We start from the raw sequence: 19,467 nt of genomic DNA, 5'->3' as shown, positions 1-19,467 counted from the left end.
CGTCCCAACTCGTCCTGGGTCCAGGCGATACCGTCCAAGGAGTTTGAACATGATCGAGAATCTGAAGACCGCCGCTCTGATCGCTGGCGCCGCCCTGCTCGTCGTCGCTTGCGGCGAAAAGAAGGCCGAAGAAGCTCCGGCCGCCGAAGCTCCGGCCGCTGAAGCCGCTCCGGCTGCTGAAGCCGCTCCGGCTGCTGACGCCATGGCTCCGGCTGCTGACGCCGCCGCTCCGGCCGCTGACGCCGCTGCTGCTCCGGCCGCTGACGCCGCTGCCGCTCCGGCCGCTGAAGCTCCGGCTGCCAAGTAAGTTCGACTTTTCGTCGAATTGCTTTAGGAAGGGCCGTCCCGTTTTCGGGGCGGCCCTTTTTCTTTGGGGAAGGAAAATCAATGAGCCTTGCAGAAATCACTTCGCAGATGACCCAGCGCATCGGCGCCGGCGGCCAGTTCAAGAAGTCGGTCAAATTCGACTTTGGCGCCGACGGCCTGGTGCGCATCGATGATACGGTTTCGCCCGTCGTGGTGAGCAATGAAGACGGCCCGACCGCCTGCACCGTGAAGGTGAGCATGGCCGATTTCATGGACATCGCCACCGGCAAGCAGAACGCCCAGATGGCGTTCATGATGGGCAAGCTGAAGATCGAAGGCGACATGTCGGTCGCCCTGTCGCTCGGCAGCATCCTGGGCTGATCGGCACCGCTGGTGCGCCGGGCGGCCCCAGGCCGGCCCGGCCCACCGGCCTGGCCCGCAGGACGGTCCATTCCACAATGCACAACAAACTGATTCTCTGGGCCAGCGTTGGTGCTGTGCTGATGGCCAGCGCGGCCGATGCGGCACCGGCCAAGCGCAAGCGACCCGCGCGCCGTGTGCCGGCCAAGGTCTTGGCCAAGCCCGCACCCAAACCGCCAACGCTGCCGACCACGCCGGGCATCATGGTGCCCAAACCGGTCAATCTTTCCAAGCCGACTCCGGCCGAAGCCCGCGCCCATGCGGTCTGGATGCTGCGGGCCGCCATGAATGTGGCGGCACTGCAATGCCAATATTCGCCGTTCCTGCGCGCAGTGGACAATTATAATCAGATGCTGCGCAAGCATGGCGCCGATCTGGTGCATGCGCAGAACGTTCTGATCGGCCACTTCAACCGCACCATGAAGCGGGGTGGCGCGGCCGCCTTTGATCGGTACAACACCCGGAGCTACAACAGCTTTTCGACCATGGACGCGCAGTATAATTTCTGCTGGGCCACCGGTCAGGCTGGTCTCGCCGCCCGGCTGGCATCGGTGGGCGGGCTTTCCACCATCGCGCTGGAACAGGTACCGCTGGTGCGCGCCGCGCTGGCCTATGTGCCGCCGGCCGCTGGACTGATGGTGCCCGCCCTGTCACTGCCGACGTTCGAGCCGCCCGCACCCATCGTCGCCGACGACTAAGGCGGCTCGCGGCCGGCTCCGGCCAGCAATCATCAGATCACGGACACAAAAAAGGGAGAGCAACCAATCGGTTGCTCTCCCAATTCTTGCGTGTGCCTGTCGGCCGCTTACTGCGGCTGGCAGGGGCCCGTCGGGGCCGGCGCCGGGGCGCCGCTGAAAGTGATTTCCACGCGGCGGTTCTGCGGTTCACGCACACCGTCGGCGGTTTCCACCAGCGGACGACCTTCACCGAACGCTTCGGTGCCGATGGCATCGCCCGGGACACCCTTGCCGGCCAGATAGGCCTTCACGGCGTCAGCGCGACGCTGCGACAGCTTCACGTTGTACTCGTCCTTACCCGACTTGTCGGCGTGACCAGCCAGCGCGACCTTGGTCTGGCCGGTGGCGGCATATTGCTCGGCAGCACGATCAAGGATCGAAGCGGCTTCCGGCGTGATGGCCGACTTGTCCCAATCGAAGAAGACCAGGAACGGACCCGGGGTCACCACGGCCGGCGGGCACGGCGGCAGCGGCGGCGGCGGCGGCGGAGGGGGCGGCGGCGGGGGCGGAGGGGGCGGCGGCGGCGGCGGCGGCGGCGGCTCGGCTTCGAAGAAGTTGTAGGTCAGCGTCAGCAGCAGGCTGTGGCTGGCAAAACGAGTGTCAACCGGCAGACCATTGGTCGTGAAGGTGTTGACGTTGCTGACCTTCAGGTAGCGATACTTCAGGCCCAGATCGATGTGATCGCTGACCGGCTTGTACACGCCGGCCAGAAAGTTCCAGGCAAAGCCGGTATCCGCATCGTTGGTGAAGACGGCGCCCGGCGCACGCAGGCGGCCGAACTGCTTCACGCGGGCAATACCAGCACCGGCGCCCAGATAGGCACCCGCGTTCTTGTCCTTGCCGCCGAAATCGACAATGCCGTTCATCATGAAGGCCAGGGCCGACGACGAACCGCCGGCATCACGATAGGCGCCAATCGGCGGCACGCCCGTGACGGTCACGCCAGAGGCGTTGGTGAAGGGAATCGCCGGGGGCGAATTTTCGACATAGGAGGTGCGATTGCGGCCGCGAACATAGTCCAGCGCGAATTCGGCGCGGAAACCGCCAAAGTCATAACCGATGTTGCCGCCCACATCGTAACCCGGGAAATAGACCTGCTTGATCGCCCGGTTCACGGTGGTGGCACCGTTGGCGGTCGAAATGTTCAGATCCTGGTTCTGGAGCAGGCCCACGCCCGCTTCCACCCCGATGTACCAAGCCTTGTCCTTCGCATTGGCGGTGCCGGTCAGGGCAGTCGCCGCGAGGATCAGACCGATCGCATAGCTGCGCATCATCATCCCCTTTAGAGTCGTGCCAGTCCATCTGGCATCGGGAAATCTCTAACGCAGCCACGCGCGGCCAAGCAAGCATCATGTTGGCGATATTGTTGCGGCCAAGCCACAGTGAACAGCGGAAAAGCCGCCGCGACACACGCAATTCACAGCAAAAGCCCTTGCGCCTGCAATGCGGCAACCAACGCAGCCAGGCTGGCACGGGCCTCCGCATCCACGCTCGTGCCGCCACTGGGGGCCGCCACGCTGGCCGGCGGCACGGCCAGCACCATGCGCCCGCCGATGCGCAACCCGGCCACCGGCCACAGCGCCTGCCAGCCCCCGTCATGCACCAGCATCACGCCCTCATCCCGCACCAATGCGATCTGTCCAGCGGCCGGCGCATCGGCCTGCCAGCCGCTGCCCTGCCAGATCATCAGCGTGCCGGCCGGCTGCCCCCATGCCGCAGCGCCAGCAGCCGGCACGATGTGGCAATCGCCGGGTGCCGGGGCCAGCGGCGGTGCAGCCGCCGTGCGCGACACCACGGCCAGCGCCACCAGATGGTCAAGCCGGGCCAGCGCCTCATTGTGGGTCACATCCTTCTGCCCCTGGCCCGCTGCCAGCAACGGCAGGCCCAATCGATCCGTCTGCGGCATCGCGCGTCTCCCTCAATCAATCGTCAGCCGGGCGCTGCGCCCCAGCGTCAGGCCCAGTTGCGCCACCTCAAGCCAGTACGGCTCGCCCGGAGCCGGCACCACCCAGGCCGGCGCGTCGAGATCGGCCGTCGCCAGCGGCCCAGCCGCCGTGAACAGGCCGGCACGGAAGGCGAGACTGCGCTCGCCCGTCGGCACATCGGTGAAATCCGGCCAGCCAAAGCCGACGCGGCTGGAGGGGGTCCAGTGGCACACCAGCTCAGCCCCCACCCGCCGGGCCCGCAAGTGCACGGGGGCCAGCGGCTGGATGGCGGCACGGCCGATGCTGGTCACCAGCGGCGGCGTCGCGGCATCGCCCGACCCCGTCGGGCGCAACAGCAGCGTCTCGCCCAGCCGCTCCAGCGGCAGCGTCAGGCTGGCCAGCGCGCCGGCCTCCAGCAACAGGAAATCCTCCCCCACCGCGTGGCTGCCGGTGGCCCATTCGGTGCCGCGTCGGCCGCGCAACAGACCGCGCAGGCGGAACCGCCGGCCACCCAGCGCCTCGGCCGCAGCGAACTGGATGATCTCCTTGCCCAGCACCGCCAGATTGGCTCCGGCCAGCACCGATGCCTCGCTGCGCCCTTCCAGCCACATGGCATCGGCCAGCAGTTCCACCTCCACCGCGCCAAACCGGTCCCAGCGGGTCGCTGGGCCATCGGGAAGCACGCTCTGCGCGGTGCCGATCACCGCCGCGCCTGGCAGGGCCGGGCCGGCCATGAAGCTGGCGCCGCCATCCAGGCTGATCTCCACACCGGCCCCGCGCCAGCCCGGCGCGGCCCCCGCCCCGGCCAGCCACAATCGCGGCGCGTCGGGCAGTTCACCCGGCAGCGGCGGCAGGTCCAGCGCCAGCAGCCGGGTTGGCCCGGCCGGTTGCGCCACCTGGGCCAACGCCCGGCCACCATCGCTGGCGCCGTCGCCGGCCGCCACACCCGGCCGCTGCACCAATTCCACATGCAGAACAAAGGCTTCGAAGCGCGTCTCTGCCACCTGCCACTGCCCGTCCGGCAACGCCAGCACATCGCCCGGCGTCAGCCCCAGAAACCGCCATGGCAGCCGCAGGCTGCGCCGCCGCCGCCCGGCCTGCTGCCGCAGCAGCCGCGCCTGCGCCAGGCGCTTGGCCACCGACGGCGCCAGCGCCAAGGGCAACACATCATTGCCCACCTGCACCCCGGCGCGCAGCCGGGCCCGCTGCAGGCCGGGCTGGAAATCCCGGCTGTCGTCGAAATAGGCCAGCTCCACCGCATCGGGCAGGCCCTGGCTGCCGGCGCGGCGCTGACGGGCCGGGGCGCTGCGGCGGCTGCCGGCGGCATCGGCCTGGTCCTGGCCGGCAAACTCCATCACCTGCGCCGGCACACCCTCCCCCACCAGCGCGGTGCCGGCGGCCAGCACGGCACCACTGGCCCTGAGCGAAGGGCCGATCACGTCGGCCAACGGCGCCGCCGCCCCAGCGAACAGGCCGGTCACATCGGGAAAGCCCCCGCGCGCCGGCAGCGTCACGCCGGCCCGCGCCGCCAGCGCCGTCATCGCCGTGCCGAGCGATTGCGCCGGCGCGCCCGGATTGATCTCGAACGCCAGATTGGGCAGCCGATTGCCAAACTCCGCCAGCGCCAGATCCTCGAACACCACATGCGCCAGGCCGCGAAAGGCCGGCGCCGTCCCTTCCGCGGCCAGGATCAGCGTATCAGGCTGCTGGCCCTCGCTGCCATCATGCACACGCATCGTCACCGGCAGGCTCCACACCCCGGCCGCATCGCGGATCAGGCGGCCATCGGCCCACACCCGGCCCACGCCTGCGATCGGCCCGGCGCACAGGATGACTGCAAAGCTGGCAGAATAACTGTAATTGGTCGTCGCTGGCCCACGCTTGCCGCCGCCGCTGCGCGTCGCGGTCTCGCGGATGCCGCTTGACCACACGACATTGCCGGCCACCCGCATCCGGCCAGCCACCACCGGAAAGGGCTCGCCATAGCTCGCGGCCTGCACTTCTGGATTGGCCAGCCGCGGCCCCTCGCGGCGGCCGCCCAGCAGGCGGCGATCGACGCTGTTGCCCAGCAGGGTGCCGACAATGCCGCCCACGGGGCCCAGCAGGGCACGGCCCACCACGCCCAGTACCAAGGTTGCCATGCTGGCGTCCCCCTATCGCACGCCGGGCAGCGCCCAGTGCGCCACCACCGGCCAGTCATCGGGCGCCGGCCCTTCCACCACCCGGCCCAGCCCGGCGTGGGCGTGGATGATGCCCCGATCACTCATCACAGCCAGGTGGCGATGGCCCGGCGCCAGCGCAAATTCCACCAGATCGCCCGCCTTGGCCCGGCGCACCCGGCGGCAGCCCAGCGCCCGCAACGTGGCCGCCAGCAGATCGTCGTGCAGCCCGCCCAGCGCATAGGCCGGCACAGGCGCCAGCCGCACGCCGGCGCCCGCGGCCGCCAGCAAGGCCACGCCCACACAGTCCAGGCCCAGACCAATCGTTCGTCCTTGCGCGCGAAAGCGCGTCCCCACCCCGGCCCGCGCAGCGGCAACCGCCCGCCGCCGGCGCTTGGTGATGCCTGCCATCTCAGCCTCCGATCCGGGTCAAAAGATCGCCGCCCGGCACATGCGGTTCGCCGCGAAAATTCAACGCGTTGGCAAAGCGGTCGCGGCAGGTGGCAAAGCGCTTGTCGCAGCCCTCGGTCAGCTGCACCCGGTCGCCCACGGCCAATGCCAGCGGCTCATCCAGCTGCAGCCAATCGCTATCGGCCGCCACGATCCGCCGCTCCAGCCCGGCGGCCACGCCATCCAGCACCAGCAACCGGCCATCAGCATGATCGGCCGCCACGATGCCCTCCACCCGGCACCGCCCCGGTTCTGCCGCAGTCACCACCACGATCCGGCGTCGGCCGCGCAGGCTCGCCCGGCAGCGGGCATCGCCCAGTTCGGCCCGGCATTCCGGCGAACAAAGCTCCACCACGCTGGCCTGCAGCGCCGCCGCCGGGCTTTCCAGCGTGGCGACAAAGCCGGCGTCACTGCCCTCCCCCACCGCGACATCGCCCAGCGTGCCGCTGGCCAGCGCCACCTGGCCGGCCGCCGGATCGCGCCAATCCACCAGGAACAGCCGCAGCCGCGCCCCATCCCAGCGCCCGGCCAAAAGATCGGCCCGGGTCAGCGCGGCCGACGACAGGCCGCCTGCCACCTCCAGATCATCGGCGGTCACGCCATCACCCAGCACGATGGCCGAAGGCGACATGCCGGGCCGCGCCAGATGCACCAGCCCATCCACCAGCAGATCGCGATCATGGCTGGTGAAGCCCAGCGCCACGCCATCGGCGCGCACCAGCCGCCAGCACAGCGCCAGATGGGTGAGATCGTCCTGAACAATGGCATGGCTGGCCATTCAATCCTCCCGGATTTCGATCAGCGGCACCGATGGCAGCTCGCCGGCCCGCCAGCCGGCGATCGACACCTCGATGCGGTCAGCCGCAAAACGCACCGGCACATCAAAGCGATAACCGGCGGTGACCGCGGCTCCGGCGGGCGGCGGCTCGGCAAAATCAATGTGGCCGCCGGGCGCCACCGACCAGCCCGCCACCTGCTCCACCCCGGCCACCGCCACCCGCACGCTGTCGGGCCAGGGCCGGGTGATGCGGCGCAGTTGGGCATCCTCCACCCCGGCATCGGCATAGGTCTTGACGAGGGCAAAGCGCGTGGTGCTGCCACTGCCCTGCCCCAGAAATTGATCGGTGGCGGCCGGTGCCCCGCCATCGGCCGCGCTGCTGTTGTCCAGCGGGTCTAGAAAACGAAAGCCATGCGCCTGGCCGCGCCGGGCCCGGAAAAAGCTCACCAGCCGTTCCAGATCGGCTTCCGAACGGATGCCCACGCCGGCATCAAATTCCAGCCGGGCATCGGCCCAATCGGCATTGCGCTGCTCGGCGCCCGATCCCGTGACCACCACCTGGGTGGAAAAACCGGGGCCGCCGGTCGCGCCAAAGCCCAGCTCCAGCGGAAAGCGCACATCGTGAAAGGCCGGCATGGCGGCGTCTCCCTCATCATCCAGGGCAAAGGGGGTGAAGCCATCGCGCGCCACCTGTGGCCAGGCCCAGATGAACACCTGGCTGGCCGCCGATCCGGCTGCCGCATCAGCAATCAATGGCCAGTGCACCTGTGCATCGCTGGCGTTCAGCACAAAGCCGGCCAGATAATGCTGTTGCGTGGGCGGATAGCCCAATGCCCCGGCCACCGCCGCCCGCGCCCGTGCCTGACCAGCCTGATTGGCTGTGGTCACGAACGTATAATCCTCCAGCTGCAGCACGTCGAAGGCCGGATGGGCCCAAGCCGCCGGCATATTGGCGCGGGCCAGATCGGGCCGGTCGGCCAGCAGCACCTGCGGCGCATAGAACAACAAATGCGATACCGTGCCCGCCGGCGCCGCCGCCACCATGCCGGCTGTCGCTTCCGCCAGCCGCGCCCCACACCAGTCCAGATACGCCTGCTCGGCCGCGCTCTTGCTGCCCTTCACGTCCAACATGGCCGGCGGCGGGCTGCCGGTTTCCAGCTGCCAGCGCGCCGCCGTGGCGGCATCATAAAGGCAGGGCCGGTCATCGGGCCCCACCCACCACCAGGGCTCGCCCACCTGAAAGGCCGGCGCGGCGCCCGCCGGCAACAGCGCCATGGCCGCCGCCACCACGCTGCACAACCAGGCCTGGGCTTGCGTCTGGCAAGGCGACAGCAGCGCCGATGGTGGCACCCAGCCGGTCAGCCCCATCGCCCCCGTGGCATCCCGCTGCGCCCAGTCGGCCGGGCAGTGCGCGGCAAACAGCTCCATCGACAGCGACAGGATGGGCGCAAAGCCCAGCTGATGCGCCCGCGCCAGGAAATCCCGGTGCCAGGCCATCGCTGGGCCGCACAAGGGCCGCGCCGGATCAACAACATAGCCCCCCGCCCCATCCGGCTGCAGCGCCATGAAATGGCTCATGCCCAGATAATGGGTGATCGCCCCGCGCCAGCCCAAAAGCAGTGCCTGGGTCAGGATGCGTTCGGGGGTCTGATTGTACAGATCGTCATAGGCCGTGCACAGCCGCCAGTCGTGCGGCGGCAGGCCGGGCTCTCCGGCGGGCAATACGGCGCCATCGCCATCCACCAGCAGGTTGGTCAGCCGCACCTGCCCCTGCGCCACAGCGGGCAGCGGGGCATCCACGCCGTCATGGCCAGGCGGCACCAGGCTGATGAACAGCCGGTCGATATCGCCCGCCCACACCGGATCGGCCTCACCCGGCAACAGAAAGCCGCCGGCCAGCGCATCAAAATCCAGCGCGATCTCGGCATCGGCCGGGCTGCCCACGGCATAATTCCAAAGCCGCACATACCAGGTGCGCAGCCGGCCGCCGGCATCGCGCCCCTCAATGGTCAACACCGGGCCGTTCACCGCATCCAGCGGCAGCACCGCCCCGCTCGATTGCCAGCGAAACCGCCACACCAGCCCGCGATAATCCCGCCGGGTCGTCAGCGCGCACAGGGGATGGCTCCAACGGTCGGCCGATTCCCAGATTAACCCGGCCAGATCGGCGCGGCGCTGGAACTCCACATCCACCACCAGGGTCTCATCGCCCTCGGTGGTCACGCTCGCCATCATCGGCCGCGGGAAATCCACCAGCCAGAACGACGGATCAAAGCGCCGGATCCAGCGCGTGCGCCCGCGATCGTCCGGCCCGGCCAGCCACCAGCGCATCATGGCCGCACCCGGTCCAGCGTGCGCGCCACCGCCCGCGCCACCTGCGCGCCCGTCTGCCGCATCGCCTGGGCGCTTGCCTCACGCGGGGCCGCCACATTCACCGTCAGCTGGATCGGCGCCCGGCCGCCGCCATTGGCCTCCACCCGCCCGGCCGCCGTGGGCACAAACACTTCCGGCCCGCGTTCGCCCACCAGATAGGGGCGCCCCGCCGCCACCGGGCCGCCGGTGGCCCGCCCCGGCAGGCCGAACAGCCCGCCCAGAAAGCCCGCCAGCGGCCGCGCCGCGCCGCCACCAAACAGGCTGCCCAAATCCATGCGCAGCGCACCCTGGCCGATCTCGCCCAGCGCCCTGAGCGCAATCACGCGCAGCTCGTCAAAGCCCAGCTTGCCGTCCGACAGCGCCCGCCCCAGCGAGCGCGACAGGCCCAGCCCGGCCCGCTCCAGCCCGCCGGCAAAGGGCCCATCCAGCGTGCGCTGCATCTCCGCCACGCCGGCCATGAAGCCGCCGGTATCGGCGCGCACCTGCACCACCAGTTCATCCACAGGATCGTTCAGCATCGGGAAACCGCTCCATCATCTGCGCCAGCAGGCCGGCATCCGCGGCCGCCGCCTCCGTCGGCCCATCCTGCCCCAGGCAGGTGCGCAGCTCGGCCGGGGTCGCCGCCCAAAACTCCGCTGGCCGCCAGCCCAGCGCCAAGGCCGCCGCATGGCAGCCGCGCCGCGCCGCATCGGCAAAGCGGCTCATCCCGCCCCGGCCAGGATCTGGCCCAACAGCACGCGCAGCGCCGGGGTCGCCGCCGCCAGCCCGCCGGCCACCAGCGCCTCGCCAAAATCGGCCCGGTCACAGCCCGGTTCCGGCGCGCAATGCCACAGCAAGGCCGCCATCTCGTGCAAGGTCAGCTGCCCCGCCGCCGCCCGCTCACACAGGGCAAACAACGGCCCCAGCTCGGCCTCGGCCGCCACCAGCGCGGCAAAGCTCGGCCGGATCAGCACCGGGCGCCCGCCCAGCATCAGGCCGGCCTCTCCGCGCACCGCATTGGCGCCACTCATGCCGCCACCACCGGCCCGCTCGATTCCAGCTGCAGCGTGTAGGTGCGCTCGCCATTGAAATCGCCGGCATAATCCAGCCGGCTGATCAGGAACCGCCCCGTCACCGTCTCGCCGCTTTCAAACTGCACCTGGTAGTCATCGATGGTGCCGGCCAGCGCGGTGGCCTTCACCCGCGCTTCGGCCGCCGATCCGGTGAACACGCCACTGCCCGACAACGAGACCGATCGCACCCCGGCGCCCGACAGCAATTCGCGCCAGCCGCCGCTGCCCTGGTTGGTCACCACCACGGTCTCGGTGTTCACGCTCATCTGCGTGGTGCGCAGGCCGGCCACCGTGGTGAACGCCAGCGACACCGCGCCATTGCCCACCTTCAACAGAAAGGCGGAGCCCTTTTCGATTGCCATGATTGCCGTCCCTTTCTCAGATTGCTTCCGTCACGATGCGCAGCTCGATCAGGCCCGGCCGCCAGCCATCCTGCGGGTTGCCCAGGCTCTGGCGCAGCAGCCGCGCCGAAATGATCCGGTGCCCCGCCCATTCGCCGGAAAGGCCAGCCACCGCCGCCTCCACCGCGCCCAGCAGCTGCTTCAACCGCGCCACGCCCGGCCGCTCGTCCCAGGCCGTCACCGCCACCCGATGTTCGTGCGCCGCCCCGCTCTTGTGCCCGGCATCGCCCATCAGATCGGGCCCGATCACCAGATAGGGGGCGGCGGCATCCAGAGCCGGCCCGTCATACACGCCGGTCACACCCGGCACGCCGCCCAGCGCCGCCACCAGCGCCTGCTGCACCGCCAAACTCGCGCTCATCGCTCATCTCCCCCATCTTGCCTTGCGGGCCACAAGATGCGCGGATCGGCCAACCGGTCGCGCCGGCCAAAGCGCGCCTGGCCATCCCGGCGCACCCGCGCCACCAGCGCCGCCGCCAACGCCGCGCCCTGGGCCCGCAACCGCACCACCAGGCCCGCCGTGTTCATGGCCCCCGCCCTTCACAGCGCAGCACCACCCGGTCGGGCACCCGCGGATCATCCTCCACGCCCAGCACGTGCAGCCACTGGCCGCGCCAGCGCAGCCGCAGCAGCAGCGCGCCAGCGCCCGCCAATTCCGGCCGCGTCCGCATCACCACCCGCCAGCGCCGGCCCGAACGCCGCGCCTCGCCGGCCAGCGCCGGGCCGGGCCCATCCGGCACCACCCCGGCAAAGCCGCTGCCCAGCGCCGCCCACGCCCCGGCATCGTCACCCGCCAGATCACGCGCCGGCTGCCACTGCTCCACGTCAACCCGTTCGGCCAATTGGCCGGCCAGTTCGTCCGCCATCATCCATGCTCCCGCTTCCGGTCCCGACCCGCTCATCCAGAGCCTGTCGAAGGATGCAGCTCAGGCCCCGCCTCAAGCCAATGCCATCCGCCGCCAGGGCCGCCACAGCGCCGCCACGGCGGCCGGCGGCGGGCCGGCATCGGCGGCATCGCGATGGCTGTAGAAATGGCTCACCAGCCGCACGATCCCGGCCCGCAGCGGCTCCGGCACACCATTCCAATCGGGTGCGAGCCCGGCGCGGAAGCGCGCCGCCACCGCGCCTTGCGGCAGCCGCGTCAGCCGCACCCAGCCGCTGCCATCGGCCGTCACCTCCGCCTCCCAGCCATCAGACAGCGCGGCCGGCCCGGCGAACACCCCGCTCACCTGCACCACCGGGGCCACGGCCAGCCGCTGCCAGGCCAGATCGCCGGCCAGCCGCTGTTCGCCCTCGCGCTCGATCAGCCATTGGCCGGTGAACGCCTCACACAGCGCCATGGCGGTGCGGATATGCCCGGCGATCAGGCCATCCTCATCATCCCGCTCCAGCCGCAGCGCAGCCTTGCATTCCGCCAGGCCCACCACCATCGGGCCGGCGTCCAGGGAAATCGCTGCCATCACCGGTCCTCCACCCGCACCAGCAGGGTGCGTTCATCGCTGTTGCCGTCGGCCAGCGTGATGCGGTTGACCACGCGATACAGCTGGCCCGCCCGCCCGCCGCCCAAGGTGATGGCGGTGCGGCCATCGGCCAGGCGCGGCGCGCTCAGCGTCAACGCCGCGGCCACCCCGGCCTGATCCGGCAGCACCTGCCAGTCCGAAGCCATGATGCTGCGGCCGGCCAGATAATCGCTCTGCCAATCCACCTGATATTCCAGGCGCCCGCCCGGATCCTTCAGGAACACGCCGGTCATGCCGCCCGTCCTTTCCCTGTTGCCGCGCTCAAAACCATGTTCACAACGGCGCCCCGATCACGAAATCCCAGCCCGCCACGTTCAGCGCCACGCCGGCCAGCACCGCGGCCGGCGGACAGGTCGTCACCTGCAGCACGCGGCCGGCGCCATCATCGATCAGGGCGACATGATCGGCGGTGCCATTGGCCAGCGCCACCAGCCCGGCCTTGCCCGCCACCGTCAGCCGCCGGCCACCCCCGGCGCTGGTCCCCAGGCTGAAATCGCCGGGGCCCAGCGTCGTCTCTGCCAGTCGCGCCGCATCGGCCGCGGCCACATCGGCCGGCTGACCATTGGTCACCACCAGCCGGGTTGCGCCCGCCACCACGGCCAGCGCCGCATCCAGCACCGATGCATCGGCAAATTTCGCCATCGCCTGCACTCCCCTTGAATTCCTGTTGCCCGTCGCCCCGCCGGCTCAGCTGCGGCCCACCACCAGCACCGTCGGCGCCGGCGCCACGCGCAGCACCGGCCCGGCTGGCGCGCTGGCGCTGATGATCGTCACATCGCTGGCCCCGGCACTGGCCGGGCAGGTCGCCGGCTCGGGCGCGATCAGCACCGGCGGCTGGGCCAGGCACAGGATGAAATGCGTCAGGATCATCGCCGCCCTTCCCGTTCAGGCCGCCACAATTGGCAGCGCCCGTTCCCGCAGCACCGTCACCCCATCGGCGGCCATCATCCGCACCGTCACGTTGCGGGTGCCGGTCCAGCGTTCGGTGGCGACCAGCCTGGCCGGCCCACGGGTGGCCACGGCCACGCCGGCCAGCCCGGCGCCGGTGCGGTTGCTGCCTTGGCATGGATTGCCCGGCCGCACCCCGGCGCTGAAATTGGTGCCGCCGCGATGGGTCTGGTCGTCATACAGAATGCCATCCAGCGCCCGTTCGCTGTTCCGTTCATCGGGCAGATCGGTGGGGCCGAATGGCCAGCGCCGGGCATAATCCACCCGCAGGTTTGCGCCCGCCGCCGCCCAGGCGGTGCCGCCATCGGCCGGGGTGAGGATCGCCCGCGTACCCGTCGCGTCCAGCGCCACGGTGAAATTCGGGTTGCCGGTGGCGGTCAGCGTCTCGCTTTGCCCATCGGCGCGGCCAAAGCTGGTGCCGCCCGTCAGGCTCACCCAGAACTGGTTGGCGCTGATCGCGGCACCGTTCAGCGTGCGGCAGGCGCGGCCCAGCTCGATCTGCACCGTGGCGCGGCCGTTGTCGCTCCAGGCGGCCAGCACGCGCGGGCCGTGCGCCTTGATGGTGCGATCCCAATGCCAAGCCAGCACGCGGCCCAGGCTGCGGCCAAGCCGGGCCTGCCCCACCTGGTTTTCATCGCTCACCGGCGAACCGCCGGTGTTGGCCAGCGCGCCGGCCGCATTGTTGAAGGCACAGTGCAGCGAACCGGTGCCGCCATCGGTGGCCGGGTTCGGTTTGCCGTCCATCACGGTATCGGCCCAATAAGGCCCCAGCACGCCGCGCCCGGCCAGCGCCGCATTCAGCTGCGCCACGAAATCCAGATGCTCCTGCCGCTTCGATACCAGGCTGGAAAGGTCGCCGGGTTCGCGGTGGCCGCGCCACGGCGGCATCACGATGAACGGCGCGCTGGCGGCGTTGCTGAACCGCGCATCGATGGCCGCGACATAGCTGGCCCGCACCGCGCTGTCCGAACTCATGTTCGGCGTCCACATCATCATGTGGGCATCGATGTGCCGATTGAGCGCGGCTGCATAGGCTTCGACCACGCCGCTGGCATTGCCGCTGCTGGGCCCGGCCACAGCGCCGATCGTGCCCAAAAACGTCCAGCTGGCATGGCCGCTGTTGACCGTGGTGTTGTTGGCCCAATCCGCCATCGCCGTGCCGTTGATCGCCATGTTGCAGATCAGCAGCGGGTGGCCGGGGTTGGCGGCGTTCCATTCGTTGAGGAACAGCACGGCACCGTGGTTGTTGGCCGGGGTGGCACCGCTGGCCAGGCGGCTCACAGTCAGGCTGGGCTGGGCATAGGTGGCGGCGGTGCCGCCGCTCTGGTTGTTCAGCTTGACCAGCAGCCCTTGCGCGCCGCTGGCCACCGCGATGTTCAGATTGTTGCCGCCGGCCGTGCCGCCTTCGAAGATCAGTTCCATGCCGGATTGGCCATTGATGCACAACGCTGTGCCCACCAGCCAATCATCCGAGCTGGCCGACAGGCCGGGATCGGCGACATAGCGCACGCGCAGGCGATAGGGCCCGCCCACCGGCAGCGTGTCGCTCACCTGCCAGGCGGTGCCGCTCTGGCTGGCCGGCGCGCCCCAGTCCAGCCCGGCCACGGCCGTGCTGTCGCTCATGCGCTCCCAGCGGCGTTCCACGGCCGCGCCATCATTGCGGGTGCCGGCCACCACGGTGGCGCGGGTGCCGCGCCCGCTGGTGAACTTCACCGCCGGGTTGGTGATGGCCGGCGCACCGCCATACCAGTGGGTGGGGGCGATATCGCCTGTGTCCACCAAGCCGCCGGTGAGGGCGTTCCAATCCTGCTGCGCCAGCGTGGCGGTGCCGGCGGTGCCGCTGTTGGCAAGGCCGGCGGTCAGCGTGCGCAGCGTCCAGTGATAATCGAGGTTGCCGCGCCCCTGATCGCAGTTGGCATAGGGCAGGGTGCCGGCATTCTGCGCCGCGACCAGGCTGGCATAGGTGTGGAACGGGTTGGCCCCGCCACCGGCCAGCGCCGCAATGGCATCATGATGCGGGCGGTTGTTGGCCGTGTCCCACGGGAAATCGCCGGCGGCCAGCGCCACCTGTTCCATGGCAACGCCAACGGGCGTGCGGGTGGAACCGGTGCCGGCCGCGGCAAAAATCTGCCGCAACAGGGCCCCGGTGGTGCCGCTGATCCAGGCCGATGCAATGGCCGTGGCCGCCACCTGGCTCGATGGCGCGGCGCTGCCCACCTGGCACACCGCGCCCCAGCCCCGCCACACCGGGCTGGCGTTGCTGCCGGTGTTGGTGACGCCTTCGATCACCAGCCACACGCTGGGCGTGGCGCTCATGGCGGCAATGCCGGCGAACTGGCCCTCGGCGCCGGCCGTGCCGGCAAAGGCCTCGGTGCTGCCACTGCGATAGCGGGCCGACGGCCGCAGCGTATTTACCGATCCGGTGCCAAAGATGCGCAGCGACGTGTCATCACCGGCGGCGAAGTTGCCACCACTGTTGCCATCACTGCCCAGCATCACATAGGCGCCATTGAGCGTGAAGCCGCTGCCGGGCAGCCGCACGAACATCGCCCGCCAATGGCCCATCAACTGGCCCGTCTGGCCGCCAATGCTGCGGCCGGCGCCGGCATAGCCGGGCTTGATGATGGCCGCGCTGAGCCGCAGATCAGTCGCGCCCTGGGTTTGCACCTGAATTGCCATCAGCCGTTCACCACTGCCAGGCCGGCGGGTTCCCCCACCAGCACGAAATAGGCCCCCGCCGGCGTGGCGGCGTTGGGCACCAGATCGCCCACCGCCACCGTGCCCCAGGCCGTTGTCACGCTGCTGCCCGAAAGGTCGAAATCCGGCACGCCGGCCGGGGCCACGCGCCGCCCGCCGGCCATGCCGACCCGCCCCACCGCGCCGATCAGGCCGATCATGGCGCCACCGGCACGATGGTCAGGCTGCCATCGGCGGCACCATCGCGAATGAAGGACAGGAACTGGCCAGGGGCGATGCGCAGGTGGAATTTCTCATCCGCCGCCAACGGGATGCTGCCCGCGCCCACGCTCGCTGCCACCGCGGCATCGCCCACGCGGAAAAACCCGCGCACCGATGCGTGCAGCAACACTTCGGCCGCCGCCACCGCCGCCGATCGCACCTGGCCACTGCCCGCCGTCGTCAGGCGTTGCCCGGCGGCAAAATCATAGGCGCGGGTGCTGGTGGCCAATGTCGGCACGCTCACCGGCAGCCGAAACCCGTCCGCGTCGGCCACGCGCACGGCCGCATCGGCCGCGCCAAAGGCCAGCTTGGCAAAGGGCCAGTGCACGCCGGCAATTTCGTCGGTGGCAAAGGCCACGCCCACGGCGGGCGCCGTCACATTGTCGGGCATTGCGATCTCCTTGAAAAAATGGGGGCCGGCGGCAGGGGGTCAGTCCGCCGGCCCCGGCCACGCCTCAGGCCGAAAAACGCATCAGCTTGATGGCGCGGCTGTCCAGCACCGCCCCGCCCACGCGGCGGGTGGCATAGAAATGGACATAGGGTTTGTTGCTGTAAGGGTCCTTCAGCACCACGGTCTCGCGGCGCTGGGCGATCAGATAGCCGGCCTGGAAATTGCCAAAGGCAATGCTCAGGCTGTCGCTCGCCACGTCCGGCATCGCATCGGCTTCCACCACGCGATAGCCCAGCAGCGTCTGCGGCTGGTCCGGCCCCAGGCCCGGCTGCCAGATGAAGGCTCCATCGCTGGTCTTGAACTTGCGGATGCGGGCCAGCGTCGCGCTGTTCATCACCCACACCGCGCCCTGGCGATAGGGGCTGGCCAGCGCATGCACCAGATCGATCAGCCGGTCCTGCGGATTGGTCGCCGCAAAGCCGCCCAGCGCGCCCGAATTCACCGTCTGCAACGTGCCGAACGGCCGGGTCGCATCCGCCGTCGCCGCCGTGGGCGCGCTCAGGAAACCGCGCGGCTTGTTCACGCCATCGCCGGCCACAAAGGCCACGCCCTCGGCCCGGGCAAATTCGCGCCCGATCTCCTCGCCCAGCCAGGTTTCCACGTTGAAGCCGGCATCATCCAGCATGGCCTGGCTGGCCGCCGGATTGGCATAAAGCTCGCCCATCGGCGGGGCGATCTCGGCAAAATCCGGCGTGTCCGTCTCGGGCCGCGCCTGCGTTTCCGAAACCCAGCCCGAAACCACGCCGGTGGTGGTGATCAGCCGGCGATAATTGGCCGACCCCACCTCCACCACCTGGGCGATGCTGCGGATCGGCGATGCAGCGCGCAGCACGCGGTTGATCGTGTCGTCGATCTCCAGCGGCACGCCCAGCCCGCCCTTGGCCGGCGGCGTCATCGTCACCGCCTTGGCCTCCAGCGCCGGCCGGCCCGGGATCTCCACACCGGCATCAAACACGCCGGCCAGATTGTCAGATTTCACTTCCAGCATCCGTCTGCTCCTCCTGCCAGCCCAGCACCCGCGCCTCGCCCTGCATGGGAAAGGTCACGAGCGAGACTTCAACCAGCTCCAGCCGCTCCAGCCGGCGGCCATTCCGGGTCGGGCTGGCGGCCTTCACCCGGTATCCAAAGCTCAAGCCATCAATGGCGCCGGCCTTCACCAGCGCAGCGGCCTCGCTGCCCCGGCCCTCGGCCACGATGCGCGCGGTGATGCGCAGGCCGCGGCCATCCTCGGCCAGGCTCTCAACGAACCCGATTGGTTCATCTTGTTTGTGCTGCCACAACAGCGGCAGGGGTGCTGTGGCGCCGGCAAAGGCGCCCTTCAGCACCACATCGCCGCCCTTGTCGGGCCGGCCGAACACCGATGCATAACCAGCGATCCGCAAGGCCTGCCCGCTCATGGCCGGCCCCCTTCCACCAGCCCCAGCTTGAACGCGATGCCCACCAGCAACAGCGCGACGGCACTGCGCACCGCCCAGCCCACCAGGCTCTTCAGCGCCGATTTCTTCACATCGCGCCAGCCCTGCACCAGCTGGCGCAGTTCGCCGATATCGGCCCCGGCATGGTCATCGGTCAGGCCCAGCCGGGCCAGCGCCCGCGCCGCACCGGCTTCCGCCGCCTCCTCGATCACCGCCTGCAGCGTCACCCGCGCCGCGCCCTGGGCCTCGGCCTGCGCCAACAGCCCTTCCAGGATCGTGCTCATTGGCCATCCCCTTCAGAAAGGCCCAGAATCCGGCGCTTTTCCGCTGCATCCAGGAAATCGGCGCCGCGCACCTGTTCCCACAGTCGGGCGCGATCCTCGGCCAGCGCCGGAATGTCATCCCTGGCCACCACCAGGGAAAGGCCGGGCCACCACCAGCCCAGCCAGGCCGAAAGCCCACCCAATATGCGCGCCAGCAGCGGCAGCAGCGTCAGCCGCCACAGCGCCACATTGGCCTCGCGATAATTGGCATAGGTGTTGTCCCCCTTCAGCCCGATCAGCAGCGGCGGCACCCCCAGCGCCAGCGCAATGTCGCGCGCCGCCGCCTCGCGCATGCCGGCAAAATCCATCTCGGCCGGCGACAGGCTCAACGCCTGCCAGCTGAGGCCGCCTTCCAGCAGCATCGGCCGCCCGGCATTGGCCGCGCCGGCAAAGGCCGCCTCCATCTCGGCCTTCAGCCGGGCATATTGGTCGGGGCTCAGCACCGATCCGTCACCAGGCTGGTACACCAGCGCGCCACTCGGCCGCGCCGCATTGTCGAGCAGTGCCCGGTTCCAGCGCGCCGCCGCATTGTGGATGGCAACCGCCCCCGCCGCTGCCGACAGGCAACCCGCCCCCAGATGGTCATCCAGCGGATGAAAACTGCGCAAATGCAGCAGGCTGCCCTCGCCCTCCACCGGATAGCGCCGCTCCTGCCCGCCGGCGCGATAGACATAAGCGACCGGCCAGCCCTGGCTGTCCGTCTCCACCCGCACCCGCTCCGGCCGCAGCGCGAACAGCGCGCGCGGCAGGCCATCGCCGCCGCAGCCGGCCAGCAGATAAGCATTGCCGTGCAGCAGCAGATGCCCCGCCACAGTCTCGATCAGGCCGGGCCCCGACGGCCCGCTGCCGCTGCTGCCCAGCAACGCCAGCGCCGGATGGTCGCCCGGTCGGCTCTCCACCGGCGCCCCGCCCGCCCCTTCGGTGATCATGCGGATCGCCCGCGCCGCCACCGGATTGCCCAGAAAGGCGCTTCGCACCTGCGCGCCATAATCCTGCGCCTCATCTGCCAGGGGGCTGGCCCAGGCCGGTATGCCACGGGCCACGGGCGGGCTGGCGGATTTGGTCCGCAAAAACGGCAATCGCATGGCGCAACCCCTTCATGTTCAACGCTTCAAGATCCTCCCCCTTTGGGGGAGGTGGCAGCCGCAGGCTGACGGAGGGGGCCGGCAAACACCGCGCACCCCCAAAGATCCTCCCCCTCTGGGGGAGGTGCCGACCGAAGGGCGGCGGAGGGGGCGAGCCCTCACCGCA

Annotated in this window: 27 protein-coding genes; 3 read left to right on the top strand and 24 right to left on the bottom strand. The window is 70.2% G+C overall.

Features of this window, described 5'->3' with window-relative positions:
- The first annotated feature begins 49 nt into the window (after nt 1–49).
- From CHU93_RS10515 to CHU93_RS10505, 3 genes are all read left to right on the top strand, one after another.
- Nucleotides 50–307 carry a hypothetical protein gene (locus CHU93_RS10515; RefSeq protein WP_086117096.1) on the top strand — a complete coding sequence of 86 codons (258 nt, stop codon included), beginning with the start codon at nt 50–52 and terminating at the stop codon, nt 305–307.
- Between the two features lie 80 nt (nt 308–387).
- On the top strand, nt 388–687 hold the full coding sequence (locus CHU93_RS10510; protein WP_094473997.1) for an SCP2 sterol-binding domain-containing protein: 300 nt from the start codon (nt 388–390) through the stop codon (nt 685–687).
- A gap of 77 nt (nt 688–764) precedes the next feature.
- The gene (locus CHU93_RS10505; RefSeq protein ID WP_094473996.1) at nt 765–1,424 is read left to right on the top strand and encodes a hypothetical protein; all 660 of its coding nucleotides are present in this window, start codon (nt 765–767) and stop codon (nt 1,422–1,424) included.
- Nucleotides 1,425–1,531: 107 nt separating this feature from the next.
- On the opposite strand, the gene CHU93_RS10500 is transcribed toward CHU93_RS10505, so the two are convergent.
- The 24 genes from CHU93_RS10500 to CHU93_RS10390 all read right to left on the bottom strand — a co-directional run bounded on the left by CHU93_RS10500 (nt 1,532) and on the right by CHU93_RS10390 (nt 19,301).
- Nucleotides 1,532–2,734 carry an OmpA family protein gene (locus tag CHU93_RS10500; protein ID WP_094474018.1) on the bottom strand — a complete coding sequence of 401 codons (1,203 nt, stop codon included), beginning with the start codon at nt 2,732–2,734 and terminating at the stop codon, nt 1,532–1,534.
- Nucleotides 2,735–2,880: 146 nt separating this feature from the next.
- Nucleotides 2,881–3,369, bottom strand: a complete 489-nt coding sequence (locus CHU93_RS10495; RefSeq protein WP_094473995.1) for a DUF2793 domain-containing protein — start codon at nt 3,367–3,369, stop codon at nt 2,881–2,883.
- 12 nt (nt 3,370–3,381) lie between these two features.
- Entirely contained in the window at nt 3,382–5,529 is a 2,148-nt protein-coding gene (locus CHU93_RS10490; protein WP_094473994.1) for a phage tail protein, read from the bottom strand.
- Nucleotides 5,530–5,541: 12 nt separating this feature from the next.
- Complete coding sequence (locus CHU93_RS10485) at nt 5,542–5,958, bottom strand: hypothetical protein (protein WP_094473993.1); 417 nt, start codon at nt 5,956–5,958, stop codon at nt 5,542–5,544.
- 1 nt (nt 5,959) lies between these two features.
- Nucleotides 5,960–6,775, bottom strand: coding sequence for a DUF2163 domain-containing protein (locus tag CHU93_RS10480; protein WP_094473992.1), 816 nt, complete (start codon nt 6,773–6,775; stop codon nt 5,960–5,962).
- Nucleotides 6,776–9,106, bottom strand: a complete 2,331-nt coding sequence (locus CHU93_RS10475; protein WP_094473991.1) for a DUF2460 domain-containing protein — start codon at nt 9,104–9,106, stop codon at nt 6,776–6,778. It lies immediately after the preceding gene.
- Nucleotides 9,106–9,666, bottom strand: a complete 561-nt coding sequence (locus CHU93_RS10470) for a tail tape measure protein (protein ID WP_341476579.1) — start codon at nt 9,664–9,666, stop codon at nt 9,106–9,108. The genes CHU93_RS10475 and CHU93_RS10470 overlap by 1 nt, the downstream gene beginning before the upstream one ends.
- Entirely contained in the window at nt 9,644–9,853 is a 210-nt protein-coding gene (locus CHU93_RS10465) for a phage tail assembly chaperone (RefSeq protein WP_094474016.1), read from the bottom strand. Before CHU93_RS10465 ends, CHU93_RS10470 begins: the two co-directional genes overlap by 23 nt.
- Nucleotides 9,850–10,158, bottom strand: coding sequence for a GTA-gp10 family protein (locus CHU93_RS10460; protein ID WP_086117088.1), 309 nt, complete (start codon nt 10,156–10,158; stop codon nt 9,850–9,852). The genes CHU93_RS10465 and CHU93_RS10460 overlap by 4 nt, the downstream gene beginning before the upstream one ends.
- The gene (locus CHU93_RS10455) at nt 10,155–10,562 is read right to left on the bottom strand and encodes a phage major tail protein, TP901-1 family (RefSeq protein WP_094473990.1); all 408 of its coding nucleotides are present in this window, start codon (nt 10,560–10,562) and stop codon (nt 10,155–10,157) included. Before CHU93_RS10455 ends, CHU93_RS10460 begins: the two co-directional genes overlap by 4 nt.
- A 16-nt stretch (nt 10,563–10,578) precedes the next feature.
- Entirely contained in the window at nt 10,579–10,962 is a 384-nt protein-coding gene (locus tag CHU93_RS10450; RefSeq protein ID WP_094473989.1) for a DUF3168 domain-containing protein, read from the bottom strand.
- Nucleotides 10,959–11,129: a hypothetical protein gene (locus CHU93_RS17570; protein ID WP_165768692.1), complete on the bottom strand. Its 171-nt coding sequence runs from the start codon at nt 11,127–11,129 to the stop codon at nt 10,959–10,961. The genes CHU93_RS10450 and CHU93_RS17570 overlap by 4 nt, the downstream gene beginning before the upstream one ends.
- Entirely contained in the window at nt 11,126–11,470 is a 345-nt protein-coding gene (locus tag CHU93_RS10445) for a phage head completion protein (protein WP_133064377.1), read from the bottom strand. Before CHU93_RS10445 ends, CHU93_RS17570 begins: the two co-directional genes overlap by 4 nt.
- Nucleotides 11,471–11,539: 69 nt before the next feature.
- Nucleotides 11,540–12,061 (bottom strand): head-tail connector protein, encoded by a 522-nt coding sequence (locus CHU93_RS10440; RefSeq protein WP_094473987.1) that lies wholly within the window; start codon nt 12,059–12,061, stop codon nt 11,540–11,542.
- Complete coding sequence (locus tag CHU93_RS10435) at nt 12,061–12,354, bottom strand: phage fiber-tail adaptor protein (protein ID WP_094473986.1); 294 nt, start codon at nt 12,352–12,354, stop codon at nt 12,061–12,063. Before CHU93_RS10435 ends, CHU93_RS10440 begins: the two co-directional genes overlap by 1 nt.
- Before the next feature lie 40 nt (nt 12,355–12,394).
- The gene (locus tag CHU93_RS10430; RefSeq protein ID WP_094473985.1) at nt 12,395–12,763 is read right to left on the bottom strand and encodes a hypothetical protein; all 369 of its coding nucleotides are present in this window, start codon (nt 12,761–12,763) and stop codon (nt 12,395–12,397) included.
- A 45-nt stretch (nt 12,764–12,808) separates the two neighbouring features.
- Nucleotides 12,809–12,991, bottom strand: coding sequence for a hypothetical protein (locus tag CHU93_RS10425; protein ID WP_094473984.1), 183 nt, complete (start codon nt 12,989–12,991; stop codon nt 12,809–12,811).
- Nucleotides 12,992–13,006: 15 nt separating this feature from the next.
- Nucleotides 13,007–15,748 (bottom strand): hypothetical protein, encoded by a 2,742-nt coding sequence (locus CHU93_RS10420; protein WP_094473983.1) that lies wholly within the window; start codon nt 15,746–15,748, stop codon nt 13,007–13,009.
- The gene (locus CHU93_RS10415; protein ID WP_094473982.1) at nt 15,748–15,966 is read right to left on the bottom strand and encodes a hypothetical protein; all 219 of its coding nucleotides are present in this window, start codon (nt 15,964–15,966) and stop codon (nt 15,748–15,750) included. The genes CHU93_RS10420 and CHU93_RS10415 overlap by 1 nt, the downstream gene beginning before the upstream one ends.
- Nucleotides 15,963–16,418 (bottom strand): hypothetical protein, encoded by a 456-nt coding sequence (locus CHU93_RS10410; protein ID WP_086117078.1) that lies wholly within the window; start codon nt 16,416–16,418, stop codon nt 15,963–15,965. The genes CHU93_RS10415 and CHU93_RS10410 overlap by 4 nt, the downstream gene beginning before the upstream one ends.
- A gap of 64 nt (nt 16,419–16,482) precedes the next feature.
- Nucleotides 16,483–17,466 carry a phage major capsid protein gene (locus CHU93_RS10405; RefSeq protein WP_094473981.1) on the bottom strand — a complete coding sequence of 328 codons (984 nt, stop codon included), beginning with the start codon at nt 17,464–17,466 and terminating at the stop codon, nt 16,483–16,485.
- The gene (locus CHU93_RS10400; protein ID WP_094473980.1) at nt 17,447–17,875 is read right to left on the bottom strand and encodes an HK97 family phage prohead protease; all 429 of its coding nucleotides are present in this window, start codon (nt 17,873–17,875) and stop codon (nt 17,447–17,449) included. Before CHU93_RS10400 ends, CHU93_RS10405 begins: the two co-directional genes overlap by 20 nt.
- A complete protein-coding gene (locus CHU93_RS10395; protein ID WP_086117075.1) occupies nt 17,872–18,177 on the bottom strand; it encodes a DUF6127 family protein in 306 nt (101 codons plus the stop codon). The genes CHU93_RS10400 and CHU93_RS10395 overlap by 4 nt, the downstream gene beginning before the upstream one ends.
- On the bottom strand, nt 18,174–19,301 hold the full coding sequence (locus CHU93_RS10390) for a phage portal protein (RefSeq protein ID WP_094473979.1): 1,128 nt from the start codon (nt 19,299–19,301) through the stop codon (nt 18,174–18,176). The genes CHU93_RS10395 and CHU93_RS10390 overlap by 4 nt, the downstream gene beginning before the upstream one ends.
- Nucleotides 19,302–19,467: the final 166 nt, after the last annotated feature.

Origin of the sequence: Sandarakinorhabdus cyanobacteriorum (genome assembly GCF_002251755.1) — a bacterium.
GTDB lineage: Bacteria > Pseudomonadota > Alphaproteobacteria > Sphingomonadales > Sphingomonadaceae > Sandarakinorhabdus > Sandarakinorhabdus cyanobacteriorum.
The sequence above is the reverse complement of the archived record's forward strand: the minus strand, read 5'-3'. Positions and strand labels throughout refer to the sequence as shown.

Excerpts from the sequence above, each read along its gene's own strand:
- CHU93_RS17570 (WP_165768692.1), bottom strand. The coding sequence starts at position 11,129 with ATGAACACGGCGGGCCTGGTGGTGCGGTTGCGGGCCCAGGGCGCGGCG.
- CHU93_RS10480 (WP_094473992.1), bottom strand. The coding sequence starts at position 6,775 with ATGGCCAGCCATGCCATTGTTCAGGACGATCTCACCCATCTGGCGCTG.
- CHU93_RS10420 (WP_094473983.1), bottom strand. The coding sequence starts at position 15,748 with ATGGCAATTCAGGTGCAAACCCAGGGCGCGACTGATCTGCGGCTCAGC.
- CHU93_RS10510 (WP_094473997.1), top strand. The coding sequence starts at position 388 with ATGAGCCTTGCAGAAATCACTTCGCAGATGACCCAGCGCATCGGCGCC.
- CHU93_RS10470 (WP_341476579.1), bottom strand. The coding sequence starts at position 9,666 with ATGCTGAACGATCCTGTGGATGAACTGGTGGTGCAGGTGCGCGCCGAT.
- CHU93_RS10425 (WP_094473984.1), bottom strand. The coding sequence starts at position 12,991 with ATGATCCTGACGCATTTCATCCTGTGCCTGGCCCAGCCGCCGGTGCTG.
- CHU93_RS10405 (WP_094473981.1), bottom strand. The coding sequence starts at position 17,466 with ATGCTGGAAGTGAAATCTGACAATCTGGCCGGCGTGTTTGATGCCGGT.
- CHU93_RS10430 (WP_094473985.1), bottom strand. The coding sequence starts at position 12,763 with ATGGCGAAATTTGCCGATGCATCGGTGCTGGATGCGGCGCTGGCCGTG.
- CHU93_RS10465 (WP_094474016.1), bottom strand. The coding sequence starts at position 9,853 with ATGAGCCGCTTTGCCGATGCGGCGCGGCGCGGCTGCCATGCGGCGGCC.
- CHU93_RS10485 (WP_094473993.1), bottom strand. The coding sequence starts at position 5,958 with ATGGCAGGCATCACCAAGCGCCGGCGGCGGGCGGTTGCCGCTGCGCGG.
- CHU93_RS10460 (WP_086117088.1), bottom strand. The coding sequence starts at position 10,158 with ATGAGTGGCGCCAATGCGGTGCGCGGAGAGGCCGGCCTGATGCTGGGC.
- CHU93_RS10500 (WP_094474018.1), bottom strand. The coding sequence starts at position 2,734 with ATGCGCAGCTATGCGATCGGTCTGATCCTCGCGGCGACTGCCCTGACC.
- CHU93_RS10505 (WP_094473996.1), top strand. The coding sequence starts at position 765 with ATGCACAACAAACTGATTCTCTGGGCCAGCGTTGGTGCTGTGCTGATG.
- CHU93_RS10390 (WP_094473979.1), bottom strand. The coding sequence starts at position 19,301 with ATGCGATTGCCGTTTTTGCGGACCAAATCCGCCAGCCCGCCCGTGGCC.
- CHU93_RS10515 (WP_086117096.1), top strand. The coding sequence starts at position 50 with ATGATCGAGAATCTGAAGACCGCCGCTCTGATCGCTGGCGCCGCCCTG.
- CHU93_RS10415 (WP_094473982.1), bottom strand. The coding sequence starts at position 15,966 with ATGATCGGCCTGATCGGCGCGGTGGGGCGGGTCGGCATGGCCGGCGGG.
- CHU93_RS10450 (WP_094473989.1), bottom strand. The coding sequence starts at position 10,962 with ATGAGCGCGAGTTTGGCGGTGCAGCAGGCGCTGGTGGCGGCGCTGGGC.
- CHU93_RS10495 (WP_094473995.1), bottom strand. The coding sequence starts at position 3,369 with ATGCCGCAGACGGATCGATTGGGCCTGCCGTTGCTGGCAGCGGGCCAG.
- CHU93_RS10475 (WP_094473991.1), bottom strand. The coding sequence starts at position 9,106 with ATGCGCTGGTGGCTGGCCGGGCCGGACGATCGCGGGCGCACGCGCTGG.
- CHU93_RS10490 (WP_094473994.1), bottom strand. The coding sequence starts at position 5,529 with ATGGCAACCTTGGTACTGGGCGTGGTGGGCCGTGCCCTGCTGGGCCCC.
- CHU93_RS10455 (WP_094473990.1), bottom strand. The coding sequence starts at position 10,562 with ATGGCAATCGAAAAGGGCTCCGCCTTTCTGTTGAAGGTGGGCAATGGC.
- CHU93_RS10440 (WP_094473987.1), bottom strand. The coding sequence starts at position 12,061 with ATGGCAGCGATTTCCCTGGACGCCGGCCCGATGGTGGTGGGCCTGGCG.
- CHU93_RS10395 (WP_086117075.1), bottom strand. The coding sequence starts at position 18,177 with ATGAGCACGATCCTGGAAGGGCTGTTGGCGCAGGCCGAGGCCCAGGGC.
- CHU93_RS10435 (WP_094473986.1), bottom strand. The coding sequence starts at position 12,354 with ATGACCGGCGTGTTCCTGAAGGATCCGGGCGGGCGCCTGGAATATCAG.
- CHU93_RS10410 (WP_086117078.1), bottom strand. The coding sequence starts at position 16,418 with ATGCCCGACAATGTGACGGCGCCCGCCGTGGGCGTGGCCTTTGCCACC.
- CHU93_RS10445 (WP_133064377.1), bottom strand. The coding sequence starts at position 11,470 with ATGATGGCGGACGAACTGGCCGGCCAATTGGCCGAACGGGTTGACGTG.
- CHU93_RS10400 (WP_094473980.1), bottom strand. The coding sequence starts at position 17,875 with ATGAGCGGGCAGGCCTTGCGGATCGCTGGTTATGCATCGGTGTTCGGC.